Below are 25,547 nucleotides of genomic sequence, written 5' to 3'. Positions count from 1 at the left end.
GGCACACTTTTTGCAACCTAAACCTTTCCTCTGCCAGGGTTCTTGGGACGCGGGTCCTTCAGCACGAACAGCGAGCGGTCCAGGCCCGCGGTGCGCTCCAGGCCCTGAAGCTGGACGCGGGTGGGCCGGTTCTGCGCGTCGGTCACCGTCCAGCCGGCCAGGGCCAGGGGCGCCTCGGTGAAGCTGAGCGTGATCGCGCCGGCGGTTTCCTTCTTTCCGTCCCGGGCGGTGATCGAGAACCCATCGGCCATACGGGCGACCCGCGTGATCGTCACGCCCCGGTCCAGCCGGATGGTCCTGGCCAGGAACAGCGACAGCGGCGTCGCGCCCAACGGGTACTGGTCGAAGGTCTTCAGGCGCTTGTCCTGCACCGAGACGACCCCGCCGTCCGAGACCACCAGCAGGCCCGAGGGCGGATCGTAGGCGAACCGCGCCTTGCCGGGCCGCTTCATGAACAGCTGGCCGGTGGTGACGCGGCCGCGGCCGTCGGTCTGCACGAACCGGCCCTTGGCCTCGCTGAGGCCTTCCAGATAGGCGACGGCTCGGTCGACCAGGGCCTGGTCGGCGGCGGGCAGCGCCGCCTGCGCGAAGGCCGGGGCGGCGAGCGGGGCGGCGGCCAGCGCGAGCGTCAGGCTGCGTCTGGTCAGGGTCATCTTGGGCTCCATGCGGCAGGATATGGCCCGCCCGATGGGCCGCATTAGGGCGCTGGCGGGGCGCTGAGCAACGCCCAAGCTTCGGGTCTTGTTCCTAGAAACGGCCCGTGGTGCTGGGCGTCAGAGCGATGCGTTTGTCGTCCGCGGCCCCCGCGCCGCCCGGACACGCGGCGGGCCTGTAGGCGAGATCGTAGCAGAGTCGGACTTCCGTCAGCCGGCCTTCTTTGTCCGTGGCGACGAAGATCGCCTCGGCCGGCAGCCAGCGGTTCCTGGTCACGAAGGCACGACGGAGCGCGCCGGCGGTCAGGTCGGGCAGACCTTCGATCTTGGGCAGGGCCACGCGGTCGTAGAGGCGGGCGGCGTCGCGGAAGTAGGCGGCGGGCGTCTTCCAGCCGCAGGAGCCGTGCGCCTGCCACTCGTGCTGCATCAGGGCCGCCGACGGGGTGCGGCAGTACATGGCGCTCACGGTGGCCGGAGCGATCGTGCCGACCGGGCGGCAGTTGCGCGGGTAGGGCGGCCCCACCTTGCCGTTGGGCCAAAGGCCGTGCAGCGCGAAGCCCTGCGGACGGATCTCGGCGTCGATCATCGGCGTGGCGGCCTTGGTCTGGCCGTTGATCCGCCGCCAGTCGGGCGTCCAGGTGATCGCCAACAGGTAGTAGGCGGTGGGGATCCCGGTGACGATGTCGCCCGGTTCCACGGCCTCGACCGGCGCGGGGGCCAGGCCAGGCGGGCGCGGGCACGACGGCGCCGCAGCGGCCGGGGCGGCCGGGGCGGCAAGGACGAGGGCGGCTAGGAGGGGCGGGACGAAACGCATGCGGCGAGTAGAGCGGGGACGCGCCCGTCAGCGCAATCGGCTAATCTCGCCTCATGGGCATGATCGAGGACCTGGAACGGCGGATGGCGCAGGCGGCCGAGGCCGGCGACTTCGAAACCGCCGCGACCCTGCGCGACGCCATCGCCCGGATCCGCTCGGGCGACACGAGCCTGCGCGAGCAGAAGCCCGGCCGCATGGGCCTGGGCTCGAGCCAGGAGCGCTATGTTCCCGATCCCACGCGGCCGCTGCCCAAGAAGCCAGACCCGATGACCAGCGGCCACAGGCCCGGCGGCAGGCGCAGCCGCTAAGGCGCCGCGCTGACCAGGATCTCGCGTTTGCCGGCGTGGTTGGCGGGGCCCACGACCCCTTCCTGCTCCATCCGCTCGATCAGCGAGGCGGCGCGGTTGTAGCCGATCTGCAGGCGGCGCTGGATGTAGCTGGTCGAGGCTTTGCCGTCCCGGGTGACCACTGCGACCGCGCGGTCGTAGAGGTCGTTGCTCTCCTCCCCGCCGCCGAAGCCCAGGTCGCCCTCTTCGCCGTCCTCGTCACCGCCGGCGGTGACTTCGTCCAGGTAGCTGGGCGTGCCCTGGTCGCGCAGGAACTTGGCCACCGCCTCGACCTCGCCGTCCGAGACGAAGGGGCCGTGCAGGCGGGTGATGCGTCCGCCGCCCGCCATGTAGAGCATGTCGCCCTGCCCCAGCAGCTGCTCGGCGCCCTGCTCGCCCAGGATGGTGCGGCTGTCGATCTTGGACGTGACCTGGAAGCTGATCCGGGTCGGGAAGTTGGCCTTGATGGTCCCGGTGATCACGTCCACCGACGGCCGCTGGGTGGCCATGATCAGGTGGATGCCGGCCGCCCGCGCCATCTGGGCCAGGCGCTGGACGGCGCCTTCGATGTCCTTGCCGGCCACCATCATCAGGTCGGCCACCTCGTCGATGATCACGACGAGATAGGGCATCGGCTCGGGCCGGATCTTCTCGCTCTCGTAGGTGGCGCGGCCGCCTTCGTCGAAACCTGTCTGCACCGTCCGCTCGAAATGCTCACCCTTGGCCAGGGCCTCGCGGGCGCGCTCGTTGTAGGAGGCGACATTGCGGACGCCGATCTTGGACATGCGCCGATAGCGGTCCTCCATCTCGCGCACGGTCCACTTCAGCGCGACGATGGCCTTCTTCGGGTCGGTCACGACGGGCGCCAGCAGGTGCGGGATGCCGTCGTAGACGCTGAGCTCCAGCATCTTGGGGTCGATCATGATCATCCGGCACTGCTCGGGCGGCAGGCGGTAGAGGATCGAGAGGATCATGGCGTTGACCCCCACCGACTTGCCCGATCCGGTGGTGCCGGCGATCAGCAGGTGGGGCATCTTGGCCAGGTCGGCGATGTAGGGTTCGCCGCCGATGGTCTCGCCCAGCGCCATGGGCAGGTTCTGGCCGCCCCGCTCGTACTCGGCGGCGGCGAGCAGGTCGCGCAGGTAGACCGTCTCGCGGCGCTGGTTGGGCAGTTCGATGCCGATGGCGTTGCGGCCGGGCACCACCGAGACGCGGGCCGAGGCCACGCTCATGGAGCGCGCGATATCGTCGGCCAAGGCCACGACACGGGCCGACTTCACGCCCGCGGCGGGCACCAGTTCGTAGAGGGTGACGACCGGGCCCGGGCGGATCTGGTCCACTTGCCCGCGCACGCCGAACTCGGCCAGCACGTTCTCCAGCAGCTGGGCGTTCTGGCGCAGAGCCCCTTCGTCATACTGCGCGGCGCGCGGCGGGGCCTTGGTCAGCATGGCCAGTTCGGGAAGCTGGAAGCCGCCCTCCTGGGCGAAGGAGAAGGTGGCCTGCGCCTCCTTCTGTTCGCGGACGCTCTCCTTGGGCGCGGGCTTCGGCGCCTTGACCTGCAGGACCGGACCGTCGGCGGCGACGGGGATCGGCGCGGGATCCAGCGCGGCGTCCGGGATCCCCGGATCCTGCGCCCTGTTGCGGCGGGCGACCTTTGCGGCCCCGGCGGGTTCGGGCTTGGCGGCCTTGAGCTTCGGCTTCGGCGCGAGGGCATGGGCGACGCCGTCGGCCACGCCGCGGAAGTCCACCCGTGAAAGGCCCAGGCCATAGCCGTAGGCGACCAGGCCCCCGACGGCGAGCACCGAGCCCGCGATGGTGGTCCCGAAGGCCAGGCGGGCGTATTCGATCAGGCCGGCGAAGCTCGTGAGCAGCGCATCGCCCCAGAATCCGCCCAGGCCCTTGGCCAGCGGCCAGCCCGCCGGGATCGGCGCCCAGGCGAGCGCGCCGGCCAGGGCTAGCACACCCAGCGTCCCGATGGCGGCGCGCAGGCGCAGGCGACCCCGGCTCAGGTCCGGCTCGGGGTCGGCCACCCGCGACAGGCCGCAGGTGACGATCAGCAGCGCCGCGAGGCCCGCGGTCACGCCCAGGGACTGCACGCCGATGTCGGCCAGCACCGCGCCCGCACCGCCCAGGGCGTTCTGCGGCAGGGTCGGGCCCGCGGCGTTCAGGCTGGGGTCGGCGGCGCTATAGGTCGCGAAGGCCACGGCCAGGGCGGCGCCGAACGCGGCGGTCACCCCGCCGCGCAGGCGCGCCGTCGCCGGATGGTTCCACGTCAGCCTGGCGATGTGGAGCGCAAGCTCCCCGCCGGTTTTCCGCGCCGCCCGCGCCATGCGCCCAAGGTCTCCAGACTGAATCGATCACCCCTGTTTGCGGCAGGGACCGTTAATCGCGCGTTTACCGTGATCCGGGGGCGGCGCGATCGGCCTTTCGTGCGGCGCGCGACCGCACTAGTTTGGCCGTCATGAACTGGTCCATGCCCCGTCCCGTGCTGCAGGTGGTCGCCACAGGCCTGGTGGCCGCGTGCCTCGGCGCCTTCGCCCTGGGCGCCATCACCGCCCCCTCCCGCAGCCGGTTGCCGGGCGAGCGGCCGGACGGCGCCGTTGGTCAGGTGCTGGAGGCGCAGGACGCCACGCCGCTCACCGACGAGCGGATCATCGGCGCGACCCAGGACAAGGAAGAGCTGACGCCCGAAGAACAGGCAGCCCTCGACGCCCAGAAAAAGGCCAAGGCCGAAGCGGCCGCCCTGGCCAAGGCCGCGGCCGAGAACGGCGCCCCGGCCGGTCCGGAATCCGCCCCGGTGATCGCGCCCCCGCCCCCGGCGGCGGCGGCCGAAGTCGCCCCCGCCCCACCCCCGCCGAAGGTCGAAGAGCCGCCGTTCTAGACGCCGTTCTTCTTGAAGAACGCGAGCATCCTGGCCCAGCCGTCATCGGCCGCCTCCTTGTTGTAGGAGGGGCGGTAGTCGGCGTGGAAGCCGTGCTGCGCGCCCGGGAAGACGACGATGTCGCTTCCCGACTTGCCGGCCGCCTTCAGGGCCGCCTTCATCTTCTCGACGTCGGTGAGCGGGATGCCGCTGTCCTTCTCAGCGTAGAGGCCCAGCACCGGCGCCTTCAGTTCGTTCACGACGTCGAGCGGGTTCTTGGCGCCGGGATCCGGCTGCGACATGCCGCTGGCGAGCCGGCCGTACCAGGCGACGCCGGCCTTGAAGTCCGGCCGCCGCGCCACCGTTTCCCAGACCACGGACCCGCCCCAGCAGAACCCGGTGATCGCGGCGCGGTTGGTGTCGGCCCACGGCTGGGCCTTGAGGTAGGCGAGCGCGGCGTCCACGTCGCCGGCCACCTGGGCGTCGGTGGCGGTGGCGACGATCTTCATGATCGCCGGGAAGTCGGTCATGGTCGACGGGTCGCCGGCGCGGACGAAGAAGTCCGGCGCGATGACCGCGTAGCCGGCCTTGGCCAGCCGCCGGGCGGTGTCGCGGATATACTCGTGCAGGCCGAAGATCTCGGAGATCAGCACGACGCTGGGGAATTTCCCCGACTTCGCCGGCCGCGCGATGAACGCCGGGATCTCCCGGTCGGGCGCCTTGATCTGCACCATGCTCTGGACCAGCCCCGCGCCGTCGGTCTTGATCGGCGCGGCCTCGGCCGACCAGGCGGCCAGCGCATAGCCGCCGGTCAGCGCCAGCGTCAGGCCGCGCCGCGACAGGTGGACGTCTTCGGGGCGCGTGCCGTCGGGGCGGGTGAGCGTGACCATGGGCGTTTCCTTATGCTGCGGCAGGGGTGATGGTGGCCACGGAACCGACAGCCCGCCATTGCGTCAACCGTCCATGACCACGTCCGGCATGAAACCGCTCGCCTCGCGCCCGCTGACCGCCGGCGAGCGGGGCTTCGCCGCCGAGATGTTCGGCGCGGGCCTGGACGCCGGCCGGGTGCGGATCTTCGCCATTCCGCTGTGGCGCCGCGCCTTCGTGGCCGGGCCCGGGCTGATCGTCTGGCCCGCGGCGACCGTGCGGCCGGACTTCGCCGCGCCGCAGGTTCCGCTGCGGGTCCAGGCGGTGTTCGTGCATGAGCTGACCCACGTCTGGCAGGCGCAGCATGGAGTCTCGCTGATTTTGGCCAAGATCAAAGCGGGCGACAGCCTGGCGTCCTACGCCTACGACCTCCAGGGCGGAAGGGCGTTCACGGCGATGAACATCGAGCAGCAGGCCATGGTGGTGGAGCACGCCTTCATCGCGTCGAGGGGCGGCGAGACGCCGCATCCGGCGCCCCTTTACGCCGCGGCCAGCGCGCAATGGCGGCAAACATGAGTCATGCCCTTGATCGGATTAGGGGCTTTCGCTCTTGCAGCCCCCGCAATTTCCCCCATATCGGCTCTCGACGCTGGCTTCCGCGAACGGAAAGACGGAAGCCGGACGGGAGACAATCGAACCGGGGGCGTCGCAATTGCCCGGGCGCTTCAGTAGAAGGCCCAACCCGCGACGTTCGCCAAGCAAGGAGCGAGTAGACCAAGGCTATGAGCAGGATCATCGGCATCGACCTCGGCACGACCAACTCGTGCGTGGCCATCATGGACGGCAAGACGCCGAAAGTGATCGAGAACGCCGAAGGCGCGCGGACCACTCCATCGGTGGTGGCCTTCATGGACGACGGCGAGCGCCTCGTCGGCCAGCCGGCCAAGCGCCAGGCGGTGACCAACCCTTCGAACACGCTGTTCGCGATCAAGCGCCTGATCGGCCGCAACTTCGACGACCCCGTGGTCGCGAAGGACAAGGGCATGGTGCCCTATGACATCGTGAAGGGCCCGACCGGCGACGCCTGGGTGAAGGCGCACGGCAAGGATTATTCGCCGCAGCAGGTCTCGGCCTTCATCCTTCAGAAGATGAAGGAAGCCGCCGAGCAGCACCTGGGCGAGAAGGTCGACAAGGCGGTCATCACCGTCCCGGCCTACTTCAACGATGCCCAGCGGCAGGCGACCAAGGACGCCGGCAAGATCGCCGGCCTCGAGGTCCTGCGGATCATCAACGAGCCGACCGCCGCGGCCCTGGCCTATGGCCTGGAGAAGAACGACGGCAAGAAGATCGCCGTCTACGACCTGGGCGGCGGCACCTTCGACGTCTCGGTGCTGGAGATCGGCGACGGCGTGTTCGAGGTGAAGTCGACCAACGGGGACACGTTCCTCGGCGGTGAGGACTTCGACATGCGCATCGTCGACTACCTGGCCGACGAGTTCAAGAAAGAGAACAGCGTCGACCTGCGCAAGGACAAGCTGGCCCTGCAGCGCCTCAAGGAAGAGGGCGAAAAGGCCAAGAAGGAACTCAGCTTCACCACCCAGTACGAAGTGAACCTGCCCTTCATCTCGATGAACGCGTCGGGTCCGCTGCACCTCAACATCAAGCTGTCGCGCGCCAAGCTGGAAGCCCTGGTCGAGGACCTGATCGCCAAGACTGTCGGGCCCTGTGAACAGGCGCTGAAGGACGCCGGCCTGAAGAAGGGCGACATCGACGAGGTGATCCTGGTCGGCGGCATGACCCGCATGCCCAAGGTCGTCGAGACGGTGAAGGCGTTCTTCGGCCGTGAGCCGCACACCGGCGTGAACCCGGACGAGGTCGTGGCGCTGGGCGCCGCGGTCCAGGCCGGCGTGCTGGGCGGCGAGGTGAAGGACGTCCTGCTGCTGGACGTGACCCCCCTGACCCTGGGCATCGAGACTCTGGGTGGCGTGTTCACCCCGCTGATCGAGCGCAACACCACGATCCCGACCAAGCGGTCCCAGACCTTCTCGACGGCGGACGACAACCAGTCGGCCGTGACGATCCGGGTCTTCCAGGGCGAACGCCCGATGGCGCAGGACAACAAGATGCTGGGCCAGTTCGACCTGGTCGGCATCCCGCCGGCGCCGCGGGGCGTGCCGCAGGTCGAGGTGACCTTCGACATCGACGCCAACGGCATCGTCAACGTCTCGGCCCGCGACAAGGCCACGTCCAAGGAACAGTCGATCCGCATCCAGGCCAACGGCGGCCTTTCGGACGCGGACATCGACGCCATGGTCAAGGAAGCCGAGTCCAACAAGGCGGACGACGAGAAGCGCAAGGCGGCGGTGGAAGCCAAGAACCAGGCCGACGCCGTCATCCACTCCTCGGAAAAGGCCCTCGCCGAGCACGGCGACAAGGTCTCGGAAGTCGAGCGGACCGCCATCCAGACGGCGCTGGACGACCTGAAGGGGTCGCTTGAGTCGGGTGACGCGGACGCGATCTCGGCCAAGACCCAGACCCTCATCCAGGCTTCGATGAAGCTGGGCGAGGCGATGTACAAGGCCCAGCAGGGCGATGGCGGGGCCGAAGACGCCACCGCCTCGGGCGCCGGCGAATCTTCGGACGACGTGGTCGACGCGGAGTTCGAGGAAGTCGACGGCGACGGCAAGAAGTCGGCGTGACAACGCACCTCATGGCCCTCCTCGGAAGCAAGTGCGATGAGGAGGGCCATGGGGACGTCGCCGCCGCTTTCGCGGGACTAGAGGCCCCCGTCCGCTCGGTGCTACACCTTGCAGCCGGGCGGGGGCCCACCCACTTCAATTCACAAGCAAACCTGAGCTTCTGACGTTTCCATGCGGGACTATTACGAGATCCTGGGCGTCGAACGGGGCTGCGATGACAGCGCCCTCAAGGCAGCCTTCCGTAAGCAAGCGATGGAGCACCATCCCGACCGCAACGGCGGCTGCGAGGAGGCGTCCGGCCGCTTCAAGGAAGTCAACGAGGCCTATTCGATCCTGTCGGATCCGCAGAAGCGCGCGGCCTACGACCGCTTCGGCCACGCCGGCGTCAACGGCAATGGCGGCGGGCCCGGGAACGGCCAGTTCCACGACGTGCACGACATCTTCAACGAGGTGTTCGGCGACATCTTCGGCGGCCGTGGCGGCCAGCGCCAGCGCAGCGGCCCGGCCCGCGGCTCGGACCTGCGCTACGACCTGGAGATCAGCCTGGAGCAGGCCTATGCCGGCTCCGAGGTCGAGATCACCATCCCGGTCACCCTGTCCTGCGAGGCCTGCGAAGGCTCCGGCGCCAAGCCCGGCACCAGCCCGACCCAGTGCACCACCTGCCATGGCGCGGGGCGGGTCCGCGCCAGCCAGGGCTTTTTCTCCATCGAACGCGCCTGCCCCCGCTGCGGCGGTTCCGGCCAGATGGTCATGGATCCCTGCACGGAGTGCCGCGGCGCCGGCCACGTCCGCCGGCAGCGCACCCTGGCGGTGCGGATCCCCGCCGGCGTCGACGACGGCGCGCGCATCCGCCTCGCCGGCGAAGGCGACGCGGGCCAGCGCGGCGGGCCGCGCGGCGACCTCTACATCTTCATTTCCGTGAGGCCGCACGAGCTGTTCGAGCGCGACGGCCTGGACCTGCTCTGCACGGTGCCCGTGCCGATGTGCGTGGCGGCCCTGGGCGGCGAGATCGAGGCGCCCTGCCTGATGGGCGGCGAGGCCTGCGATGGCCAGTGCAAGATCGAGGTCAAGGTCCCCGAAGGCGCCCAGACCGGCAAGACCGTGCGCGTGAAGGGCCGTGGCATGCCGTCCCTGCGCTCGCGCGAGCGCGGCGACCTGGTGGTCGAGCTGTTCGTCGAGACCCCCACCCGCCTGACCGCGCGCCAGAAGGAACTGATGCGCGAGCTGGCCGAGATCTGCAGCGAGCAGCAGCATCCCAAGTCCGCCGGCTTCACCGGCAAGGCCAAGCGCTTCTGGGAAGACGTGACGGGCAAGGCCTGATCACACTCTCTATCCCTCCCATGAAAAAGAGGGATGGCTTCAGCGTTTCGGCCGGTACGCCACCAGCACATTGCCAGCCTGCTGCCCGAAAGAGCCGTAGCCCGAGCTGACGAACAGGAAGCCGTCGCCGGCGAAGGGGCCGGCCGCGTCGATCGACCCGCCGGCGCCCGCCAGCTTGTTCACGCCCTGGAACGGGACCGCCGTGTCGTGGGTGGCCAGCAGCTTGCCGGTGGCCGCCTCGAACACATAGACCCGCCCGTCCAGGCCGCCCGCGACAACCGCGCCGTCCACCACCAGCGGCGGGGCCGACAGGCCGAACTTGCCGTCGCAGCTGGGGACGCGCGCCTTGCGGTCTCCCGCGCAGTCGGCCGAGGCCTTCCACGACCAGGCGAGCTTCCCCGTCGCGACGTCGATGGCGTAGAGGCCCGCGGCGTTGTCCGGCTCGGGCACGTTGGGGTCGGCGATCGGCGCGTAGACGCGGGTCGCATCCGCCGCGATGCCCCAGTGAACGCCGCCCAGGGCCGAGCCCTTCCCGAACTGATGGCGCCAGACCTTCCTTCCCGTCGCCGCCTCCAGCGCCCAGACGTCGCCAGACTTCTGGCCCCCCAGGATCAGGGTGCGGCCCCCCTTCTTCCCATTGGGGCCGCGCCAGATCAGCGGCCCGCCGCCGAAGTCGTGGTCGCGCAGCACGCTGCCCTCGGCCGCGAAGAAGCAGTTCGGGCCGGGCGCACGGCCGCCGGTGGGCGAGCCGATCGGGCACGACATGTTCCAGACGTCGTTCTCCAAAGCCTGGAACACCCACTTCTGCTTGCCGGTGGCGAGGTCCAGCGCCACCAGGCTGTCGCTGGTGTTGGTGGCCGGGGGCGAGGTGTTCTCGCCGGTCGCCGCATAGACCACGCCTGCCTTCACATCGACCGAGGGGCTGGACCAGATCGGCGCGCCGGAGGGGCCGTACATCTCGACGCCCTGCGAATTCTTGCGCCCTAGCGGCTTGGCCGGCTCCATGGTGTGCCAGGTCCAGAGGATCTTGCCGTCGGCGGCGTCGAGCAGCGCCACGGCGCCGTGGGCCTTGCAGCACTCGAAATTGGGCCGCATGGCGTTGCCCACGTCGATGGCCGAGATCGGCACGACGATCCTGTCGCCGGCGAAGATCGGGCTGCCCGACAGCGGCACGGTCTTGTCGTGGCGCGGATCCACCGACCAGACCACCTTGCCGGTCTTGGCCTCGAAGGCTGTCAGCTTCCCCTGGCCGTCGCCGCCGACCACCGCCCAAGGGCCGTCCTTGCCGAGCCGGCCATAGGCCAGGCTCGCGCGCACGCCGCCCGGGGTCGCCCACTTCACGCAGCCGGTCCTGGTGTCCAGCGCGATGACGTAGCCGGCCTGCCCGGCGGGATAGAACAGGGTCGAGCCCACGACCACGCCCTGCCCTCGCAGGCCCGACGTGCGCGGCATCACGAACGACCACGCGACTTCGAGGTTGGCCACGTCCTTGGTGGAGAGGCCGGCCTGGGCCGCCGTCATCCGCCGGGAATTGTCCTGGTCGACGCCGAAGCCCACCTGCGCCGGCCCGGCGGAAAGGTCGACGGTGCTGTCCGCGCACCGGTTATCGTCGAGCCAGCCCGTGCCGACTGGCCCTTCCGGCGCCGCCAGATAGCTCACCACGTCGCGGATCTGCCGGCGATCGAGGCCATCGCCGATCGCCTTCATCACGCCGGTGGTCAGCGCCGCCGTCAGGGTCTGGGCGCTCATCTTGCGCAACGAGGCCACGGGCGGCGCGCGGTCGCCGGCCGGAGGCGCGTTGTGGCAGGCGGCGCAGTCGGCGTCGTAGACCGCCTTGCCGGGGTGCGGCGCGTCGTCGGTCGCCTGGGCCTGTGCGAGGCTTCCGATCCCGATCCCCGCCAGGACCGTGGCCGCGGCGCCCGCGCCCACGCCTGCGACCCGCTTCCAGACGCCCATGTGCTTCCCCCAAAACATACCGGCCATTCGACCGCATTCTGTGGGCGGAAGCTACTCGCGGCGGCGCTCGGGCGAATTGCCCTGCTGAAATCCGCCGAGCGAGTTTGCGGCAGCGCGTCCTTTCAGCTAGAGACACCCTCCGCTGAAGACGCACCCGTAGCTCAGCTGGATAGAGCGTTGCCCTCCGAAGGCAAAGGTCACACGTTCGAATCGTGTCGGGTGCGCCACTTCCCTCTTTGATCGGCGCGATCCAGGCGCCGCCGCACCCCCAATCGGGGGATGAGCGCGGCCCCGCGTCGCCTTAGCCACGGACCCCTCAGTAGGGGGATTATTCCGTGAAGATCATGCTCGGCCTCGGCGCAGGCCTGTTTTCCATCGCCCTGGCGGGCGGCGCATTCGCCCAGGCCACGACCCCGACCACGCCCACCGTGCCGGGCGGCCTGGGGACGACGGTGGTGACGCGGCCCGACGGCACGCGGATCGAGACCACCATCATCAGCCCCACCCAGCTCAAGATCGTGATCACCGGCGGCCCGGACTTCACCGGCGCGCCCGCGACGATCAACTTCACCAGCATCAGCGCGTCCGGCACGACCCAGACCTATACCGGCGATGTGACCCGGCTGGGCTCGACCACCCCCTTCACCTGCATGCTCAACACCTCGACCGGCGCGGTGACCGGGAGCGGCGCCTGCGCCGACGCCCTGGGGGGCAGCTCTACCACGCCGACGACCCCGACCACGCCCACGACTCCCACGACCCCCACCACGCCGACGACGCCCACCACACCTACGACTCCAACCACGCCCACCACCCCGACGACCCCGACCACGCCGGTGGCCGAGCCGACCATGACGGCGCCCGACGGCACCACGATCACCATCGCGGTGGGCAATCTGCGGCTGCTCAGCGCCGTCACCACCGACCAGTTCCTGAACTCGATCCTGGGCGACGCCCTGTCGGCCAGCTTCGGCCAGGCCTTCGCAGCGGCGCGGCTGCAGGTGCTGGCGGCGGGCGCAGGCCAGCTCACGTCCAACGACACCTACCGCGGACTCTCGGCCGGCGAGGGCGACGGCCCGATAGGCGTGTGGATCAACGCCCAGGGAATCCGGCTGAAGGACAACCGCGCCGGCCGCGACCAGAAGGGCTGGTCCAAGAGCGTGGCGGCCGGGGCCGACTATCTGGTCTCGTCGTCCGCGGCGCTGGGCGTGTTCGCCTCCTGGGGCGACACCGACCTGGACGGCCCAAGCTCCGGGTACGAGGCGGACGGCTGGACCGGCGGTCTCTACGGCTCGTTCCTGCTGTCGCCCAACCTCTCCCTGACCGGGGTGGTCGGCTACAACACCCAGGACGTCACCAATGAGCGCACCTTCGGCATCCTGTCGTCGCGGGGATCCACCGACCGCGAGCAGGTGTTCGGCAGCGTCACCCTCGAGGGCCGGTTCGAGGTGGCGCCGCAATGGCTGGTGATGCCGGCCGCCTCGGTGTTCCTGTCCGACTCCAAGACCGACGCCTACCGCGACAACGCCGGCCGATTGATCCAGGGCTTCGACAACAGGCTGTCGATCCTGCGGGTGGGGAGCACCTTGTTCTACCAGGCCGGCATGATCTCGCCGTATGTCAGTGCGGCATGGGACCACTACCTGAACGACGAGTTCGGCGCCGACGGCGATTACGCGCGGCTGGGCGCGGGGGTCTCGATCACCCTCTCGCCGGCCAGCTATCTGTCGATCGGCGGCAGCACGACGGTGGGCAAGAAGAACGAGCGCGAGACGCTGGTCGGCGCGACGCTGGGCGGCCGGTTCTGAGGCTCGGACGGGGGCTGGCGCTCGTCGCCGGCCTCCTGTCGGGCTGCGCCACGTCGCCGATGGAGAGCGGCGGCTGGGCGCGGCGCGACGTGGCGGTTGCGGGGCGCGTGCTCGCCACCGCCGCGCCCCTCGGCCAAGCCGGGGGCGCGGTGCTGACCGTCGTCATCGAGGGCGACGGCCGCGCCCACGACCGGTTCGGCCGCCCGACCGCCGATCCCACGCCCGCCGATCCCCAGGGCCTGCGCATCGCCCGCGCCTGGCCGGACGCGCCCAAGGCCTGGATCGCGCGCCCGTGCCAGTTCACCCGTCACGCCGACGCGCGCTGCCGGGCCGAGGACTGGACGGTCGACCGGTTCTCGGACGCGGTGCTCGCGGCGATGGACGCCGGCGTCGACCAGCTCAAGCGGCAGGCCGGTGCGGGGCGCGTGGTGCTCGTCGGCTGGTCGGGCGGCGGCGTCGTGGCCGCGGCGCTGGCGCGGCGGCGCTCGGACGTCGCGGGACTGGTCACCTTCGCCGCGCCGCTGGACATCGCCGGCTGGACCGCCGAGCGCGACCTGAGCCCGCTCAACCTGGCGGCCGACGCGCAAGGGCTCGCCGAGCGGCTGCCGGCCATTCCCCAGGCCCACTACCTGGGTCTCCGGGACCGGGTCGTGCCCGTGGAGGCCAACCCCGCGGCCGAGGACACGGCGGACGAGGCCCACGACTGCTGCTGGGAACGCCGAGCGGCGCAGGCAGCGGCGCGCTTGAAGGCGCGTTAGCCGCCCTTCCCTTTCGGATAGACCGCGTCATGGGCATGGGGCCGAGCGTGCCCCTGGGTCCGCAGATACTGCTCGTCCAGCTCGGCGATCAGGGCCTCGCCCTTCTCCTTGCCCACCAGGCGTAGCAGGGCGTCGATCTTCGCCTCGGTGCGGTCGTCGTTCTCCTTCGACGCCGGCGAGCCGACATATAGGAAGTAGGCCAGGCCCACGACCTGCCAGAGCAGTTGCAGGAACTCGGACTGCCAGTTCTCGAACGTGTCGCGGCCCATCTCCATGAGGTAGGGCCCGACCCGCGCCGCCTCGCCGTGCGCCTGCTGGTCGTCGGCGAAGGCGTACCAGCCGAACAGCCAGTGCAGGACGATGGAGATGAGGAAGAAGCCGGCGGTCAGCCAGGCGTAGGCGTAGCGTTTCATCGGTGCAGCTCCCGCATTGGCGCAACGCCAAACTCCGGCTGCCCGACGCGGTTCCGCCGGTTGACGCCGCGCCGTTGGCCCCCTCACCTGGCGCCAGACAGGGAGCGGCGCATGGCTGGGACGAAGGTCGCCTACTCGGCGGAAGGGGTGGAATTCGTCGGCACGGTGTTCCTGCCCACGGGGTCGGGTCCCGCCCCCGGTGTGCTGGTGGCGCACGAGTCGCCTGGTGTCACCCGGCACACCCTGGACGCCGCCGAACGGCTGGCCGGCCTGGGGTTCGTGGCCCTGACCGTCGACTATCAGGGCGGCGGTGTCCCGTTGACCGACCGGGACGAGATGATGCGGCGCTACGCTTGGTTCATGGCCGACCCCAGCCACATCCGAACCCGCCTGCAGAGCGCCTTGGACACGCTGTTGGCGCAACCCCGGGTGGATCCCGCTCGAATCGCGGCCGTGGGCTACTGCTACGGCGGAACCGCGGTGCTGGAGCTGGCGCGCGGCGGTGCGGACCTGAAGGCGGTGGCGGGCTTCCATTCGGGCCTGCAGACCGCCCGGCCGCAGGACGCCGCCAACATCAAGGGCAAGGTGCTGGTGCAGATCGGCGCCGACGATCCGGTGGTCCCGGCCGACCAGCGCGTCGCCTTCGAGCAGGAGATGACCGCGGGCGGCGTGGATTGGCGGATGCAGGTGTTCGGGAACACCGGGCATAGCTTCACCAACCCTGAGATCGACGCCTATGGCCTGCCGGGTTTCAGCTACCAGGCCGACAGCGACCGGCGGTCCTGGGACGCCATGAAGGCGCTCTTCGACGAGGTCGGGCTGCTCTAGGCTCCTGTTGCCGCCGCGCAACATTCGCCTGCCAAGCGTAGCCACTCGCCTTTGCGGCCTGCCATTACGACGGTTTTTTGACTACCCCTGCCGCACAAACAGGCAGCGACCACAAGCTGCGGTTGCGGAAGGACATCTCCATGAATACCCGTAAGCTCGCATTGACGGCGCGCGCCAGTGCGCTCGCCCTCGTCATCGGCCTGCCTTCCGGCCAGGCCTTCGCCGCGGAAGGCGACGTCGAAGTCCAGGAGCTGGTCGTCACGGCGCGCAAGCGCGACGAGCAACTGATCGACGTGCCGTTCTCGGTCGCCGCCCAGAGCGAAGCGGTGATGCGCAACCGCGGCATCACCAACGTCGAGGAGCTGTCGCGCACCGTCGCCAGCTTCACCGTCCAGAACCTCGGCCCCGGCCAGAGCCAGGTGGCGATCCGCGGCATCTCGGCCGGCCAGATCGTCCGCGACCAGCCGGGCGTGAAGGAGCAGGTGGGCGTCTACCTCGACGAGTCCGTGATCTCGATGTCGCTGTTCACCCCGGACCTCGACCTCTTCGACCTGAACCGCGTCGAAGTGCTGCGCGGGCCGCAGGGCACCCTGTTCGGTTCGGGCTCGCTGTCGGGCACCGTCCGCTACATCACCAACCAGCCCAGCCTCGACGCCTTCTCGGGCACGGTCGAAGCCACCGCCTCGACGGTGCAGGGCGGCTCCACCGGCGGCAACCTGAAGGGCGCCGTGAACATGCCGCTCAGCGAGCAGGCGGCGCTGCGCATCACGGCCTATGCGGAGAAGTTCCCCGGCTTCATCGACGCGGTCATGCCGGGCGGCTCGGTGGACAAGGACGTCAACGACGGCACGCGCTACGGCGTCCGCGCGGCGCTGCTGTTCAAGCCGACCGAGGACCTCTCGATCAACCCGCGGGTGGTCTACCAGAAGATCGACGTCGACGGCTTCAACCGGGTCGACGTCTACAACATCCTGGGCAACCCCTTCACCACCACGCGGCCGCGCGTGACCCTGGGCGGGACGAAGCAGTTCATCCAGCTGCAGGAGAAGTTCAAGGACGAGTTCCTGCTGGGCGACCTGACCGTCCAGTACGACATGGGGGACCTGCGCTTCACGTCGATCACCAGCTACAGCGACCGCGACGTGCTGGTGCTACGTGACGCCGGCGCACTGACCAGCTCGATCACCGGGGGCTCCATCGGCCTGCCGCAGGCGGTCTACACGCTGGACTCGCCGCTCGCCGACACCACCGACTCCAAGACCTTCACCCAGGAGGCCCGCGTCGGCTCGACGGGCGACGGCCCGCTGCAGTGGGTGCTGGGCGCGTTCTACTCGCACATCGACCGCGACTACGCCCAGGACCTGTTCGTGCAGGGCTTCAGCGCCATCAGCGGCATCCCCAGCGCCAGCGACGTGGCCCCGACGGACCACCTCTACTACTCGACGGTGCCCTACAAGCAGAAGCAGTTCGCGGTGTTCGGCGAGGCGACCTATTCGGTCACCGATCGTCTCGACATCACCGGCGGCCTGCGCTGGGCGGACTATAAGGAAACCCGGACCCTGACCTTCGACGGCATCTTCGCCGACAAGACCATCGCGGTCCCCGGAAAGACCAAGGCCGACGCCTGGGCGCCCCGCGTGATCGTGGCCTACGAGGCCACCGACGACGTCACCCTGAACGCCCAGGTGTCGAAGGGCTTCCGGCTGGGCGGGATCAACGATCCGCTGAACCGGCCGCTCTGCACGCCGGCGGATTTCGCCACGTTCAACGCCCTGTCCTCGCCCAGCTTCAAGAACGAGACGGTGTGGAACTACGAGGCCGGCATGAAGGCGCGCCTCGGCGGGGGCCGCGGCTCGCTGACCCTGGCCGGCTTCTACGCCGACATCTCGAACCTGCAGGCGACCATCGACGCCGGTTCGTGCTCGTCGCGGATCATCGCCAACGTGAAGAGCGCCAAGTCATCCGGCTTCGACGCTGAGTTCGCCTATCGGATCACCGACCACTTCGACATCGCGGCGACCGCTTCGTACAACGACGCCCAGCTCACCTCGAGCCTCAACGACGCCGCCGGCGCCCCGATCCAGGGCCTGCGCGACGGCAACCGCCTGCCGACCGTGCCCAAGTTCCAGGGCTCGGTCAGCGTCGGCTACGAGCAGGAGGTGGCCGCCGGCCTGGAAGGGTTCACGAACCTGACCTACCAGCACGTGGGCAAGCGCTACACCCAGGTCTCGGACCAGGAGCAGAACCCGCGCACGGTGCCGCTCTTCCCGAACGTCGGAGCCGGTACGGCCAACAGCCTGATCTTCCCGCTGGAGCTGCCGTCCTACGACATCCTCAACCTGCGGATCGGCGTGCGCGGCGACGGCTGGGAAGCCGCGGCCTTCGTCAACAACCTCGGTGACGAGCGCGCCAAGCTGGCGATCGACCGCGAGCGCGGCCTGCGGGCCCGCTACGGCTTCCTGACCAACCCGCCGCGCACCTACGGCGCGACGGTGCGGAAGTCGTTCTAGTCGTCTGCGGGGCGAGGCGGAAACGTCTCGCCCCGCTCTCGAACCCGCGGTATCCCCTGCCGATGGGGATGGGCGTGACACGGCCGCGGTTCGCCGGCCTCGTGACCGGATTGCTGATGGCGACGTGGGCCGGGGCGGCCCTGGCGCACAACATCGGCGGGACCGACGCGGCCTTCGTGGCGGCGACCCGGGGCCCTGACCCGATCCCCTTCATGTACCTCGGCGCCAAGCACATGGTGACCGGCTACGACCACCTGCTGTTCCTGGTGGGCGTGATTTTCTTCCTGTTCCGGCTCCGGCAGATCGCGCTCTACGTCAGCCTGTTCTCGCTGGGCCATTCGGTCACCCTGCTGGCCGGGGTGTTCTTCGACATCCACGCCGATCCGCACCTAGTCGATGCGGTGATCGGGCTGTCGGTGGCCTACAAGGCCTTCGACAACCTGGGCGGCTTTCGCACCCTGTTCGGCGTGCAGCCGGACCCGCGCGCCGCGGTGCTGGGCTTCGGCCTGATCCACGGCTTCGGCCTGGCCACCAAGCTGCAGGCGCTGAACCTCAATCCGCAGGGGCTGCTGGTGAATCTCGTCTCGTTCAACGTGGGCGTGGAGATTGGGCAGGTGCTGTCGCTGTCGCTGATCCTGGTAGTCATGACCCTTTGGCGGCGCACACCGGTCTTCGACCGGACGGCGGCGGGGGCGAACGTGCTGCTGATGCTGGCGGGCTTCGTGCTCGCGGGCCAGCAGGTCGCGGGCTACATCTTCGGCGGAGCGGTTTCATGAGCGAGCAAAGGGCCATGCCCAAGGGGCGGCTGATCGCGGCCACGCTGGGGGCAGTGATCCTGGCCGTGCTGATCGTGCTGGGCGCCATCCTGCCCGCGGAGTTCAACCGTGACCCTCTGGGCGTCGGCAGGCTCTCCGGCCTGTCGCGGCTCTGGGCGCCGGAGGACCAGAAGGCCGCCGCCAGCGACGGCGTGGCGTGGGCCCGCGAGTATGACATCCCCTTCCGCACCGACGTGGTGGAGATCCCGCTGGGCGACTTCCTGGCCGGCGCCGACAAGTCCGAGCTCGAGTACAAGGTCCGGATGAGGAAGGACGCGACGCTGACCTATGCGTGGGAGGTGATCGGGACGAGCGAGCCGCGTGACTTCCATTTCGACCAGCACGGCCATACCACGCCGGCGCCCGGCCAGCCGATGACCGTCTCGACCTACCGCCAGGGGTTCGGCCTGAAGCAGCAGGGCGCGCTCACCGCGCCGTTCGACGGCATCCAGGGCTGGCAGTTCTCAAACTCCAGCGAGAAGCCGGTGGTGGTGCGCCTGCGGCTGGCCGGGTTCTACGAGCTGATCCCGTCGGGACAGCCGGGCAACGAGGCCGGCATCGTCGCCAATGTGCCCGCCGTCCAAGCGCGGCCGTAGGCTTGCAACACCTTCGCCGCAATTGGCGCGCCTAGTGTCGGCCCGAGGAGACTTTCGTATGCGTATCCGTCTCGCCCTGCTGGCCGCCCTGATCGCCGCGCCGGCCCTCGCCGCCGAACCTGACGCGCCTGTCGCGACGGCGCCGGCCCAGGCTGAAACCACGGCGCCCGCGGCCAGCACGGCCCAGCAGATCGACGACTTCATCAAGACGTCCCCCGTGCCTGACGCGCGCCGCGACGACGCGCTGGACGGCGTGGTCCCTCGCGACGACGGCAAGCCGCACGGCGAGATCAGCGTGAGCGTCGGCACCGGCGGCTATCGCAGCGTCTACGGCCGCACCGAGATCCCGGTGGGCAAGAACGGGCGGGTGAGCCTGGCCTTCGAGGACACCAAGGGCGGCTACTATGGCTATGGGCGTCGCGGCTACGGCGGCCCGTATGCCGGTGGCCCGCTCGGCATCGGCGGCGGTCCCGACCGCCAGCGCTGCGACCTGGAAGGCATGGGTCCGGTCCGCCCGCTCGACACGGTCGTCGCGCCCCTCGGGCGGTGCGCGAGACCCCTCTCCGGCTGGTAGCTACTTCTTCTTGTCGTCGGGGATGGCTGGCAGGGGATCGCCCTTGGCCGGGCCGTTGGCCTTGATGTCGGGCTGGATGACGAACTGCTCGTGGCAGGCGACGCAGACCTCGTAGACCTTGCCGCCCTCGTCGAAGACCGCCTGCTTGTCGTGCTTCTCGGCTGCGGCGCGGGCGATCGCGGCCCGCTCGGTGAGGAGCTGGGCGTACTTGTTCCAGTCCGCTTCCGGCGCGCGGGTGCGGCCGGGCATCTGCAGGAGGTTGCCGGCCTCCATCAGCATCGTGGCGCCGCTCACCAGGACGTCCCAGCCCTCGTCGGTGGTCGGCGACAGGTCGCGCTCGCCGGCCTCCGTCATCTCGTAGCCCGAGCCCTTCCAGTACATGAAGGCGGCCGGATCGACGAAGTGGCCCATGAACTCGGTCATCGGCAGGTCGGTGTTGAACTTGGGCTCGCCCGCCTTGGGCGCGCCGGGCTTGCCCGGCGAACAGGCGGTCAGCAGCGCGGCGCAGGCCGCCAGGGTGATCAAGGGCGTCGTGATCAGATGCTTCAAGGGCCAAACTCCTGGGCCGCGCGACAATGTGCGGCGCGACCTTAACCGCGGCTTTCGAGGGCGCCACCGTACGGAACGGTTACAAACTGCGTCTGAGCCGGCGGTTCGCGCCCGCAACTCGATCCTGAGGAAGGGCCCAGCCTCCATGGTCTAGATTGTTCTTGCCGGCGGGAAGGGAAATTCGGGTCGGGTGTTTCCCTTCTGGTGGGCATTGCGCAATATAACGCCCAATCGTCGTTCGCCGACTCGACCAGGATGCTTCCTTGACCGACCAACCCCTGCCGCCTCCCGTGGCGAGCGCCCTCGACCTGATCGGCCATACGCCGATGCTGGAGCTGACGGGTTTCGACACCGGCCCCTGCCGCCTCTTCGTGAAGCTGGAAAACGCCAACCCCGGCGGCTCGATCAAGGACCGCATCGCGCGCTCGATGATCGAAGCGGCCGAGAAGGACGGCTCGCTGAAGCCCGGCGGGACGATCGTCGAGGCCACTGCCGGAAACACCGGACTGGGCCTGGCCCAGGTGGGGATCTTGAAGGGCTACAAGCTGCTGCTGGTCGTGCCGGACAAGATGGCGCGGGAAAAGATCCAGCACCTGCGCGCCATGGGCGTCGACGTGCGCATCACGCGCTCGGACGTCGGCAAGGGCCACCCTGAGTACTACCAGGACATGGCCCAGGCGCTGGCGGCGAAGCTGAACAACGCCGTCTTCATCAACCAGTTCTCCAATCCGGCGAACCCGCTGGCGCACGAGACCACCACGGGCCCGGAGATCCTGGAGCAGATGGAGGGCGACGTGGACGCGGTGGTCGTGGGCGTGGGCTCCGGCGGCACGCTGACGGGCCTGGGCCGCTTCTTCGCTAAGGCCTCGCCGAAGACGAAGATGGTGCTGGCCGACCCGGTCGGCTCGATCCTGGCGCCGCTCGTCGAGCGCGGCGAAAAGGTGGAGCCCGGCTCCTGGGTCGTGGAAGGGATCGGCGAGGACTTCATCCCCGACAACTGCGACCTCAAGCTGGTGGCCAAGGCCTACGAGATCTCGGACACCGAGAGCATCGCCACCGCGCGCCTGCTGCTGACGAAGGCCGGGATCCTCGCGGGCTCGTCCTCGGGCACCTTGCTGGCCGGGGCGCTTCGCTATTGTCGCGAGCAGACCGAGGCCAAGCGCGTGGTGACCCTCGTCTGCGACACGGGCTCCCGCTACCTGTCCAAGGTCTACAACGACAGCTGGGTCGCCGAGCAGGGGCTGATGGACCGCGAGCTGCACGGCGACCTGCGCGACCTGATCGCCCGCACGCCCGGCGACGCGGTGACCGTCGGCCCGACCGACACCCTGCTCACCGCCTACAATCGCATGCGCCAGACCGACGTCAGCCAGTTGCCGGTGATCGACGACGGCCGGCTGATCGGCCTGATCGACGAGAGCGACCTGCTGGAGGCCGTGGAGGACCGCCGCCAGGACGCCCGCTTCCGCCAGCCGGTCTCGACCGCCATGACCGCCAAGCTGCACACCCTGCAGGCCGCCGAGCAACTGGACGCCCTGCTCCCCATATTCGAACGCGACGAGGTGGCGATCGTGATGGAGGGCAAGGAGTTCCTGGGCCTGATCACGCGGATCGACCTGATCAACTATCTGAGGAAGGCCGCGTGAGCGACGAAACCCACGGCAAGAACCGGCTGGACTTCGCCACCCGCGCCATCCACGGCGGCCAGGAACACGATCCCACGACCGGTGCGGTCATGCCGCCGATCTACGCGACCTCGACCTATGCCCAGTCGAGCCCCGGCGTGCATACGGGGTTCGAATATTCCCGCAGCCAGAACCCGACCCGCTTCGCCCTGGAGCGCGGCCTGGCCGACCTGGAGAGCGGGACCAAGGGCTACGCCTTCGCCTCCGGCCTGGCGGCCATCGCGACGCTGCTGGAGGCGTTCGACGCCGGCGACCACATCATTGCCAGCGAGGATCTCTACGGCGGCTCGTTCCGGCTGTTCGACAAGGTCCGCACCCGCTCGGCAGGTCTGCGCGTCACCTATGTGGACCTGGCCGATGTCGCCGCGATCGAGGCCGCCATCGAGCCCCGCACACGGATGGTCTGGGTCGAGACGCCCACCAACCCGCTGCTGCGCCTGGCCGACCTCGAAGCCATCGCCGCGCTCTGCAAGGCGCGCGGCTTGATCGCGGCGGCGGACAACACCTTCGCCAGCCCCTACATCCAGCGCCCGCTGGAGTTCGGCTTCGACGCGGTCATGCACTCGACGACGAAGTACATCGGCGGCCACTCCGACGTCGTGGGCGGCGCGCTGGTGGTGGGCGAGAACGCCGAGTTCCGCGACAAGATCACCTTCCTGCAGAACGCCATCGGCTCGGTGGCCTCGCCCTTCGACAGCTTCCTGACGCTTCGGGGCATGAAGACGCTGGCGCTCCGCATGCAGCGGCACTGCGAGAACGGCCAGGCGATCGCGGAGTGGCTGGAGGCGCGCAAGGACGTGGCCAAGGTCGTCTACCCCGGCCTGAAGAGCCACCCGCAGCACGAGCTGGCCAGGCGCCAGATGTCCGGCTTCGGCGGCATGATCACCGCAGTGCTGGACCGCGACCTGGACGGCACGAAGCGGATGCTGGAACGGACCGAGCTGTTCACGCTGGCCGAAAGCCTGGGCGGTGTCGAAAGCCTGATCGAGCACCCGGCCATCATGACCCACGCCTCGATCCCCGCCGAAACCCGCGAACGCATCGGCATCGTCGATGGCCTGATCCGGCTCAGCGTCGGCGTCGAGAACGTCGACGACCTGATCGCGGACCTGGAGAGAGCATTGGCCTAGAGGAACAGGTCGGCGCAGGCATCGACGATGGCGTCTACGTCCAGGCGGTAGTGGGCGTAGAGGTCGGGCAGGTCCCCCACCTGGCCGAAGCTGTCGAGGCCGAGGGCGCTGACCCGCTGGCCCAGGACGCCGCCCAGCCAGGACAGGGTCGCCGGCGAAGCATCCACGACCGTAACGAGGCCGGCGCCCGGAGCGAGTTGGCCGAGCAGAGCCTCGGCGTGGCTGACCTGCTTGCCGGCGCCCTGCCAGCGGCTGCGGCGGGACGCCATCCAGTCGCGGTGCAGCAGGCCGGGCGAGACCACGTTAAGCACGCCGAGGCCGGGGATGTCGTCCGCGAGCTGCTCGGCGGCCGCCAGCACCTCGGGCGCGATGGCGCCGCAGAAGACGACGGCCGCGTCACTGGCCGGGCCGGGGGCCTTCAGCCAATAGGCGCCCTTCAAGGCATCCTCCCGCCAGGCGTCGTCGGCGCGCTCGACCTGGGCGAGCGAACGCGTGGTCAGGCGCAGGTAGACCGAGCCGCCGTCGTCGGCCTGCATGTGGCCGAAGGACCAGCGCATGACCTCGGCCAGCTCATCGACGAAAGCGGGTTCGAAATAGGTCAGGCCCGGCTGGCCGATTCCGATCAGCGGTGTGTAGATCGACTGGTGCGCGCCGCCCTCCGGGCCCAGCGTCAGGCCGCTGGGCGTCGCCACGAGCATGAACCGGGCGTCCTGGTAGCAGGCGTAGTTCAGCGCATCGAGGCCGCGGCTGATGAAGGGGTCGTAGACCGTCCCGATCGGCAGCAGCCGTTCTCCAAACAAGGGAGCCGACAGGCCGAAGGCGGCGAGGTTCAGGAACAAGTTGTGCTCGGCGATGCCCAGTTCGACGTGCTGGCCGGCGGTCTTGCCGGCCCATCGCTGGGCCGAGGGGATCTTGGCGTCGCGGAACACGTCGGCGGTTTCGCGCCTACGGAACAGGCCGCGCTGGTTCACGAAGCCGCCGAGGTTGGTGGAGACGGTCACGTCCGGCGAGGTGGTGACAATGCGGTCGGCGATCGGATGACCGCTCTTGGCCAGATCCAGCAGGATGCGGCCGAAGGCCTGTTGCGTGGACTGCTCGGCGCCGTCGGGGCTGGGGAACTCCGCGCGGCCCGGCACGGGTATGGCCGCCGCGATATGGCGGCGTTGGGCCGGCTGGGCGAAGGGCGCGGCCGCCACAAAAGCCTTCACCGCCTCGGCCTCAGCGGGCGCAAGGCCGGCCAGCGGCTCCCACTCCTGACCCTCGGCCACCCCCATGGCCTGCCGGAGGGTCTCGACCTGGCTGGGCGTCATCAGGCCGGCGTGGTTGTCCTTGTGCCCCTGCAGCGGCAGGCCGAAGCCCTTGACCGTATAGGCGATGAACATGGTGGGCGTGTCGTCCTGGGCGGCGTCGAACGCCTCGGTCAGGGTCTCGATGCAGTGGCCGCCCAGGCCGATCATCAGGCTGTGCAGGTCCTCGTCGGTGAAGCTCTCCAGCAGGGCGCGGACGCCGGCCTGGCGGCCGATGTCGGTCATCAGCCGGCCGCGCCACGCCGCCCCGCCCTGGTAGGTCAGGGCCGCGAAGTCGGCGTTCGGGCAGGCCTCGATCCAGGCCTGCAGCGCCTTGCCGCCGGGCCGGGCGAAGGCGCGCATCTGGGCCTTGCCCCACTTCAGGGTCACCACCCGCCAGCCGGCCGTCTCGAAGATGTCGTCGAAGCGGTCGAACATCCGGTCCGCGGTCGTCGCATCCAGGCTCTGGCGGTTGTAGTCGACGATCCACCAGACGTTGCGGATGTCGTGCTTGTAGGCCTCGATCAGGCACTCGTAGATGTTGCCCTCGTCCAGCTCGGCGTCGCCCATGGTGGCGACGAAACGGCCGCGCCGCCCGTCCGCCAGCCAGCCGTGGCCGGAAAGGTAGTCCTGCATCAGCGAGGCGAAGGCGGTGATCGCCACGCCTAGGCCCACCGACCCGGTGGAGAAGTCGACGTCGTCCTTGTCCTTGGTCCGCGAGGGGTATGACTGGGCCCCGCCGAAGCTGCGGAAGCCCTCCAGCTGCTCGCGGCTCTGGCGGCCCATCAGGTATTGGGCGGCGTGGAAGACGGGGCTGGCGTGCGGCTTCACCGCCACCCGGTCCTCGGGCTTCAGGGCGTGGAAGTAGAGCGCCGTCATGATGGTGGTCATGCTGGCGCAGGACGCTTGGTGACCGCCCACCTTCAGCCCGTCGCGGCTCTCGCGCAGATGGTTGGCGTTGTGGATGGTCCACGCGGCCAGCCAGCGGAGGCGCTCATCGACGCGGCGCAGCATCTCGATGTCGTGTTCGGCGCCGCGATTGTGACCGGCGGGGGCGGCGGGCTGGGTCTGGGGCATGGAACTCGCGGCGATGGGTCGTT

General features: G+C 69.7%; 22 protein-coding genes and 1 tRNA gene. 15 read left to right on the top strand and 8 right to left on the bottom strand.

The features are described from left to right. Nucleotides 1-17: 17 nt before the first annotated feature. Together EPO51_RS13285 and EPO51_RS13280 are read right to left on the bottom strand one after the other, a co-directional pair. On the bottom strand, nucleotides 18-653 hold the full coding sequence (locus tag EPO51_RS13285) for a LolA family protein (RefSeq protein ID WP_293351231.1): 636 nt from the start codon (nucleotides 651-653) through the stop codon (nucleotides 18-20). Between the two features lie 94 nt (nucleotides 654-747). Beyond that, nucleotides 748-1,467 (bottom strand): ribonuclease T2 family protein, encoded by a 720-nt coding sequence (locus EPO51_RS13280; protein ID WP_293351229.1) that lies wholly within the window; start codon nucleotides 1,465-1,467, stop codon nucleotides 748-750. Nucleotides 1,468-1,520: 53 nt separating this feature from the next. On the opposite strand from EPO51_RS13280, the gene EPO51_RS13275 reads away from it, so the two are divergent. Beyond that, nucleotides 1,521-1,775 carry a UvrB/UvrC motif-containing protein gene (locus tag EPO51_RS13275; protein WP_293351227.1) on the top strand — a complete coding sequence of 85 codons (255 nt, stop codon included), beginning with the start codon at nucleotides 1,521-1,523 and terminating at the stop codon, nucleotides 1,773-1,775. Here the strand turns inward: EPO51_RS13275 and EPO51_RS13270 are convergent. Continuing rightward, on the bottom strand, nucleotides 1,772-4,123 hold the full coding sequence (locus EPO51_RS13270) for an FtsK/SpoIIIE family DNA translocase (protein ID WP_293351225.1): 2,352 nt from the start codon (nucleotides 4,121-4,123) through the stop codon (nucleotides 1,772-1,774). The two genes, EPO51_RS13275 and EPO51_RS13270, sit on opposite strands and share 4 nt — an antisense overlap. A gap of 143 nt (nucleotides 4,124-4,266) precedes the next feature. Here EPO51_RS13270 and EPO51_RS13265 point away from each other — a divergent pair, with 143 nt between their 5' ends. Continuing rightward, nucleotides 4,267-4,674, top strand: coding sequence for a hypothetical protein (locus EPO51_RS13265; RefSeq protein ID WP_293351223.1), 408 nt, complete (start codon nucleotides 4,267-4,269; stop codon nucleotides 4,672-4,674). On the opposite strand, the gene EPO51_RS13260 is transcribed toward EPO51_RS13265, so the two are convergent. Then, complete coding sequence (locus EPO51_RS13260) at nucleotides 4,671-5,543, bottom strand: dienelactone hydrolase family protein (RefSeq protein WP_293351221.1); 873 nt, start codon at nucleotides 5,541-5,543, stop codon at nucleotides 4,671-4,673. The two genes, EPO51_RS13265 and EPO51_RS13260, sit on opposite strands and share 4 nt — an antisense overlap. An 88-nt stretch (nucleotides 5,544-5,631) precedes the next feature. Between EPO51_RS13260 and EPO51_RS13255 the strand changes: the two genes are divergently transcribed. From EPO51_RS13255 to dnaJ, 3 genes are all read left to right on the top strand, one after another. Continuing rightward, nucleotides 5,632-6,096, top strand: coding sequence for a hypothetical protein (locus tag EPO51_RS13255; RefSeq protein ID WP_293351219.1), 465 nt, complete (start codon nucleotides 5,632-5,634; stop codon nucleotides 6,094-6,096). Nucleotides 6,097-6,302: 206 nt separating this feature from the next. Continuing rightward, nucleotides 6,303-8,219, top strand: coding sequence for a molecular chaperone DnaK (gene dnaK / locus EPO51_RS13250; protein ID WP_293351217.1), 1,917 nt, complete (start codon nucleotides 6,303-6,305; stop codon nucleotides 8,217-8,219). Between the two features lie 171 nt (nucleotides 8,220-8,390). Then, nucleotides 8,391-9,539 (top strand): molecular chaperone DnaJ, encoded by a 1,149-nt coding sequence (dnaJ, locus tag EPO51_RS13245; RefSeq protein ID WP_293351215.1) that lies wholly within the window; start codon nucleotides 8,391-8,393, stop codon nucleotides 9,537-9,539. 39 nt (nucleotides 9,540-9,578) lie between these two features. Here the strand turns inward: dnaJ and EPO51_RS13240 are convergent, their stop codons facing one another. Further along, nucleotides 9,579-11,522: an outer membrane protein assembly factor BamB family protein gene (locus tag EPO51_RS13240; protein WP_293351213.1), complete on the bottom strand. Its 1,944-nt coding sequence runs from the start codon at nucleotides 11,520-11,522 to the stop codon at nucleotides 9,579-9,581. Nucleotides 11,523-11,645: 123 nt separating this feature from the next. Between EPO51_RS13240 and EPO51_RS13235 the strand changes: the two genes are divergently transcribed. From EPO51_RS13235 to EPO51_RS13225, 3 genes are all read left to right on the top strand, one after another. Further along, nucleotides 11,646-11,722, top strand: a tRNA-Arg gene (locus tag EPO51_RS13235). Between the two features lie 117 nt (nucleotides 11,723-11,839). Then, on the top strand, nucleotides 11,840-13,303 hold the full coding sequence (locus tag EPO51_RS13230; RefSeq protein WP_293351838.1) for an autotransporter outer membrane beta-barrel domain-containing protein: 1,464 nt from the start codon (nucleotides 11,840-11,842) through the stop codon (nucleotides 13,301-13,303). Nucleotides 13,304-13,362: 59 nt separating this feature from the next. After that, complete coding sequence (locus tag EPO51_RS13225; RefSeq protein ID WP_293351211.1) at nucleotides 13,363-14,061, top strand: alpha/beta hydrolase family protein; 699 nt, start codon at nucleotides 13,363-13,365, stop codon at nucleotides 14,059-14,061. Here the strand turns inward: EPO51_RS13225 and EPO51_RS13220 are convergent. After that, nucleotides 14,058-14,474 carry a DUF6766 family protein gene (locus EPO51_RS13220; RefSeq protein ID WP_293351209.1) on the bottom strand — a complete coding sequence of 139 codons (417 nt, stop codon included), beginning with the start codon at nucleotides 14,472-14,474 and terminating at the stop codon, nucleotides 14,058-14,060. The two genes, EPO51_RS13225 and EPO51_RS13220, sit on opposite strands and share 4 nt — an antisense overlap. Before the next feature lie 111 nt (nucleotides 14,475-14,585). Between EPO51_RS13220 and EPO51_RS13215 the strand changes: the two genes are divergently transcribed. From EPO51_RS13215 to EPO51_RS13195, 5 genes are all read left to right on the top strand, one after another. Beyond that, complete coding sequence (locus EPO51_RS13215) at nucleotides 14,586-15,302, top strand: dienelactone hydrolase family protein (RefSeq protein WP_293351207.1); 717 nt, start codon at nucleotides 14,586-14,588, stop codon at nucleotides 15,300-15,302. A 140-nt stretch (nucleotides 15,303-15,442) separates the two neighbouring features. Further along, a complete protein-coding gene (locus tag EPO51_RS13210; protein WP_293351205.1) occupies nucleotides 15,443-17,812 on the top strand; it encodes a TonB-dependent receptor in 2,370 nt (789 codons plus the stop codon). A gap of 74 nt (nucleotides 17,813-17,886) precedes the next feature. Continuing rightward, nucleotides 17,887-18,588, top strand: a complete 702-nt coding sequence (locus EPO51_RS13205; RefSeq protein WP_293351203.1) for a HupE/UreJ family protein — start codon at nucleotides 17,887-17,889, stop codon at nucleotides 18,586-18,588. Beyond that, nucleotides 18,585-19,223 carry a hypothetical protein gene (locus EPO51_RS13200; protein ID WP_293351201.1) on the top strand — a complete coding sequence of 213 codons (639 nt, stop codon included), beginning with the start codon at nucleotides 18,585-18,587 and terminating at the stop codon, nucleotides 19,221-19,223. Before EPO51_RS13205 ends, EPO51_RS13200 begins: the two co-directional genes overlap by 4 nt. Nucleotides 19,224-19,281: 58 nt before the next feature. After that, the gene (locus EPO51_RS13195; RefSeq protein ID WP_293351199.1) at nucleotides 19,282-19,797 is read left to right on the top strand and encodes a hypothetical protein; all 516 of its coding nucleotides are present in this window, start codon (nucleotides 19,282-19,284) and stop codon (nucleotides 19,795-19,797) included. On the opposite strand, the gene EPO51_RS13190 is transcribed toward EPO51_RS13195, so the two are convergent. Then, nucleotides 19,798-20,346, bottom strand: a complete 549-nt coding sequence (locus EPO51_RS13190; RefSeq protein WP_293351197.1) for a hypothetical protein — start codon at nucleotides 20,344-20,346, stop codon at nucleotides 19,798-19,800. Between the two features lie 263 nt (nucleotides 20,347-20,609). Between EPO51_RS13190 and EPO51_RS13185 the strand changes: the two genes are divergently transcribed. Both EPO51_RS13185 and EPO51_RS13180 read left to right on the top strand, forming a co-directional pair. After that, nucleotides 20,610-21,992 carry a cystathionine beta-synthase gene (locus tag EPO51_RS13185; protein WP_293351195.1) on the top strand — a complete coding sequence of 461 codons (1,383 nt, stop codon included), beginning with the start codon at nucleotides 20,610-20,612 and terminating at the stop codon, nucleotides 21,990-21,992. Beyond that, on the top strand, nucleotides 21,989-23,161 hold the full coding sequence (locus tag EPO51_RS13180; RefSeq protein ID WP_293351193.1) for a cystathionine gamma-synthase: 1,173 nt from the start codon (nucleotides 21,989-21,991) through the stop codon (nucleotides 23,159-23,161). The genes EPO51_RS13185 and EPO51_RS13180 overlap by 4 nt, the downstream gene beginning before the upstream one ends. Here the strand turns inward: EPO51_RS13180 and EPO51_RS13175 are convergent. After that, complete coding sequence (locus EPO51_RS13175; RefSeq protein ID WP_293351191.1) at nucleotides 23,158-25,524, bottom strand: transketolase; 2,367 nt, start codon at nucleotides 25,522-25,524, stop codon at nucleotides 23,158-23,160. The genes EPO51_RS13180 and EPO51_RS13175 overlap by 4 nt on opposite strands. Nucleotides 25,525-25,547: the final 23 nt, after the last annotated feature.

Origin of the sequence: Phenylobacterium sp. (genome assembly GCF_004297125.1) — a bacterium.
In the GTDB taxonomy this organism is placed as follows: domain Bacteria; phylum Pseudomonadota; class Alphaproteobacteria; order Caulobacterales; family Caulobacteraceae; genus Phenylobacterium.
Note: the sequence above shows the minus strand (reverse complement) of the source record. Positions and strands in the feature narration are given on the sequence as shown.

Coding starts and splice junctions, on each gene's coding strand:
- EPO51_RS13285 (WP_293351231.1), bottom strand. CDS start 653: ATGACCCTGACCAGACGCAGCCTGACGCTCGCGCTGGCCGCCGCCCCG.
- EPO51_RS13280 (WP_293351229.1), bottom strand. CDS start 1,467: ATGCGTTTCGTCCCGCCCCTCCTAGCCGCCCTCGTCCTTGCCGCCCCG.
- EPO51_RS13275 (WP_293351227.1), top strand. CDS start 1,521: ATGGGCATGATCGAGGACCTGGAACGGCGGATGGCGCAGGCGGCCGAG.
- EPO51_RS13270 (WP_293351225.1), bottom strand. CDS start 4,123: ATGGCGCGGGCGGCGCGGAAAACCGGCGGGGAGCTTGCGCTCCACATC.
- EPO51_RS13265 (WP_293351223.1), top strand. CDS start 4,267: ATGCCCCGTCCCGTGCTGCAGGTGGTCGCCACAGGCCTGGTGGCCGCG.
- EPO51_RS13260 (WP_293351221.1), bottom strand. CDS start 5,543: ATGGTCACGCTCACCCGCCCCGACGGCACGCGCCCCGAAGACGTCCAC.
- EPO51_RS13255 (WP_293351219.1), top strand. CDS start 5,632: ATGAAACCGCTCGCCTCGCGCCCGCTGACCGCCGGCGAGCGGGGCTTC.
- dnaK (WP_293351217.1), top strand. CDS start 6,303: ATGAGCAGGATCATCGGCATCGACCTCGGCACGACCAACTCGTGCGTG.
- dnaJ (WP_293351215.1), top strand. CDS start 8,391: ATGCGGGACTATTACGAGATCCTGGGCGTCGAACGGGGCTGCGATGAC.
- EPO51_RS13240 (WP_293351213.1), bottom strand. CDS start 11,522: ATGGCCGGTATGTTTTGGGGGAAGCACATGGGCGTCTGGAAGCGGGTC.
- EPO51_RS13230 (WP_293351838.1), top strand. CDS start 11,840: ATGCTCGGCCTCGGCGCAGGCCTGTTTTCCATCGCCCTGGCGGGCGGC.
- EPO51_RS13225 (WP_293351211.1), top strand. CDS start 13,363: ATGGAGAGCGGCGGCTGGGCGCGGCGCGACGTGGCGGTTGCGGGGCGC.
- EPO51_RS13220 (WP_293351209.1), bottom strand. CDS start 14,474: ATGAAACGCTACGCCTACGCCTGGCTGACCGCCGGCTTCTTCCTCATC.
- EPO51_RS13215 (WP_293351207.1), top strand. CDS start 14,586: ATGGCTGGGACGAAGGTCGCCTACTCGGCGGAAGGGGTGGAATTCGTC.
- EPO51_RS13210 (WP_293351205.1), top strand. CDS start 15,443: ATGAATACCCGTAAGCTCGCATTGACGGCGCGCGCCAGTGCGCTCGCC.
- EPO51_RS13200 (WP_293351201.1), top strand. CDS start 18,585: ATGAGCGAGCAAAGGGCCATGCCCAAGGGGCGGCTGATCGCGGCCACG.
- EPO51_RS13195 (WP_293351199.1), top strand. CDS start 19,282: ATGCGTATCCGTCTCGCCCTGCTGGCCGCCCTGATCGCCGCGCCGGCC.
- EPO51_RS13175 (WP_293351191.1), bottom strand. CDS start 25,524: ATGCCCCAGACCCAGCCCGCCGCCCCCGCCGGTCACAATCGCGGCGCC.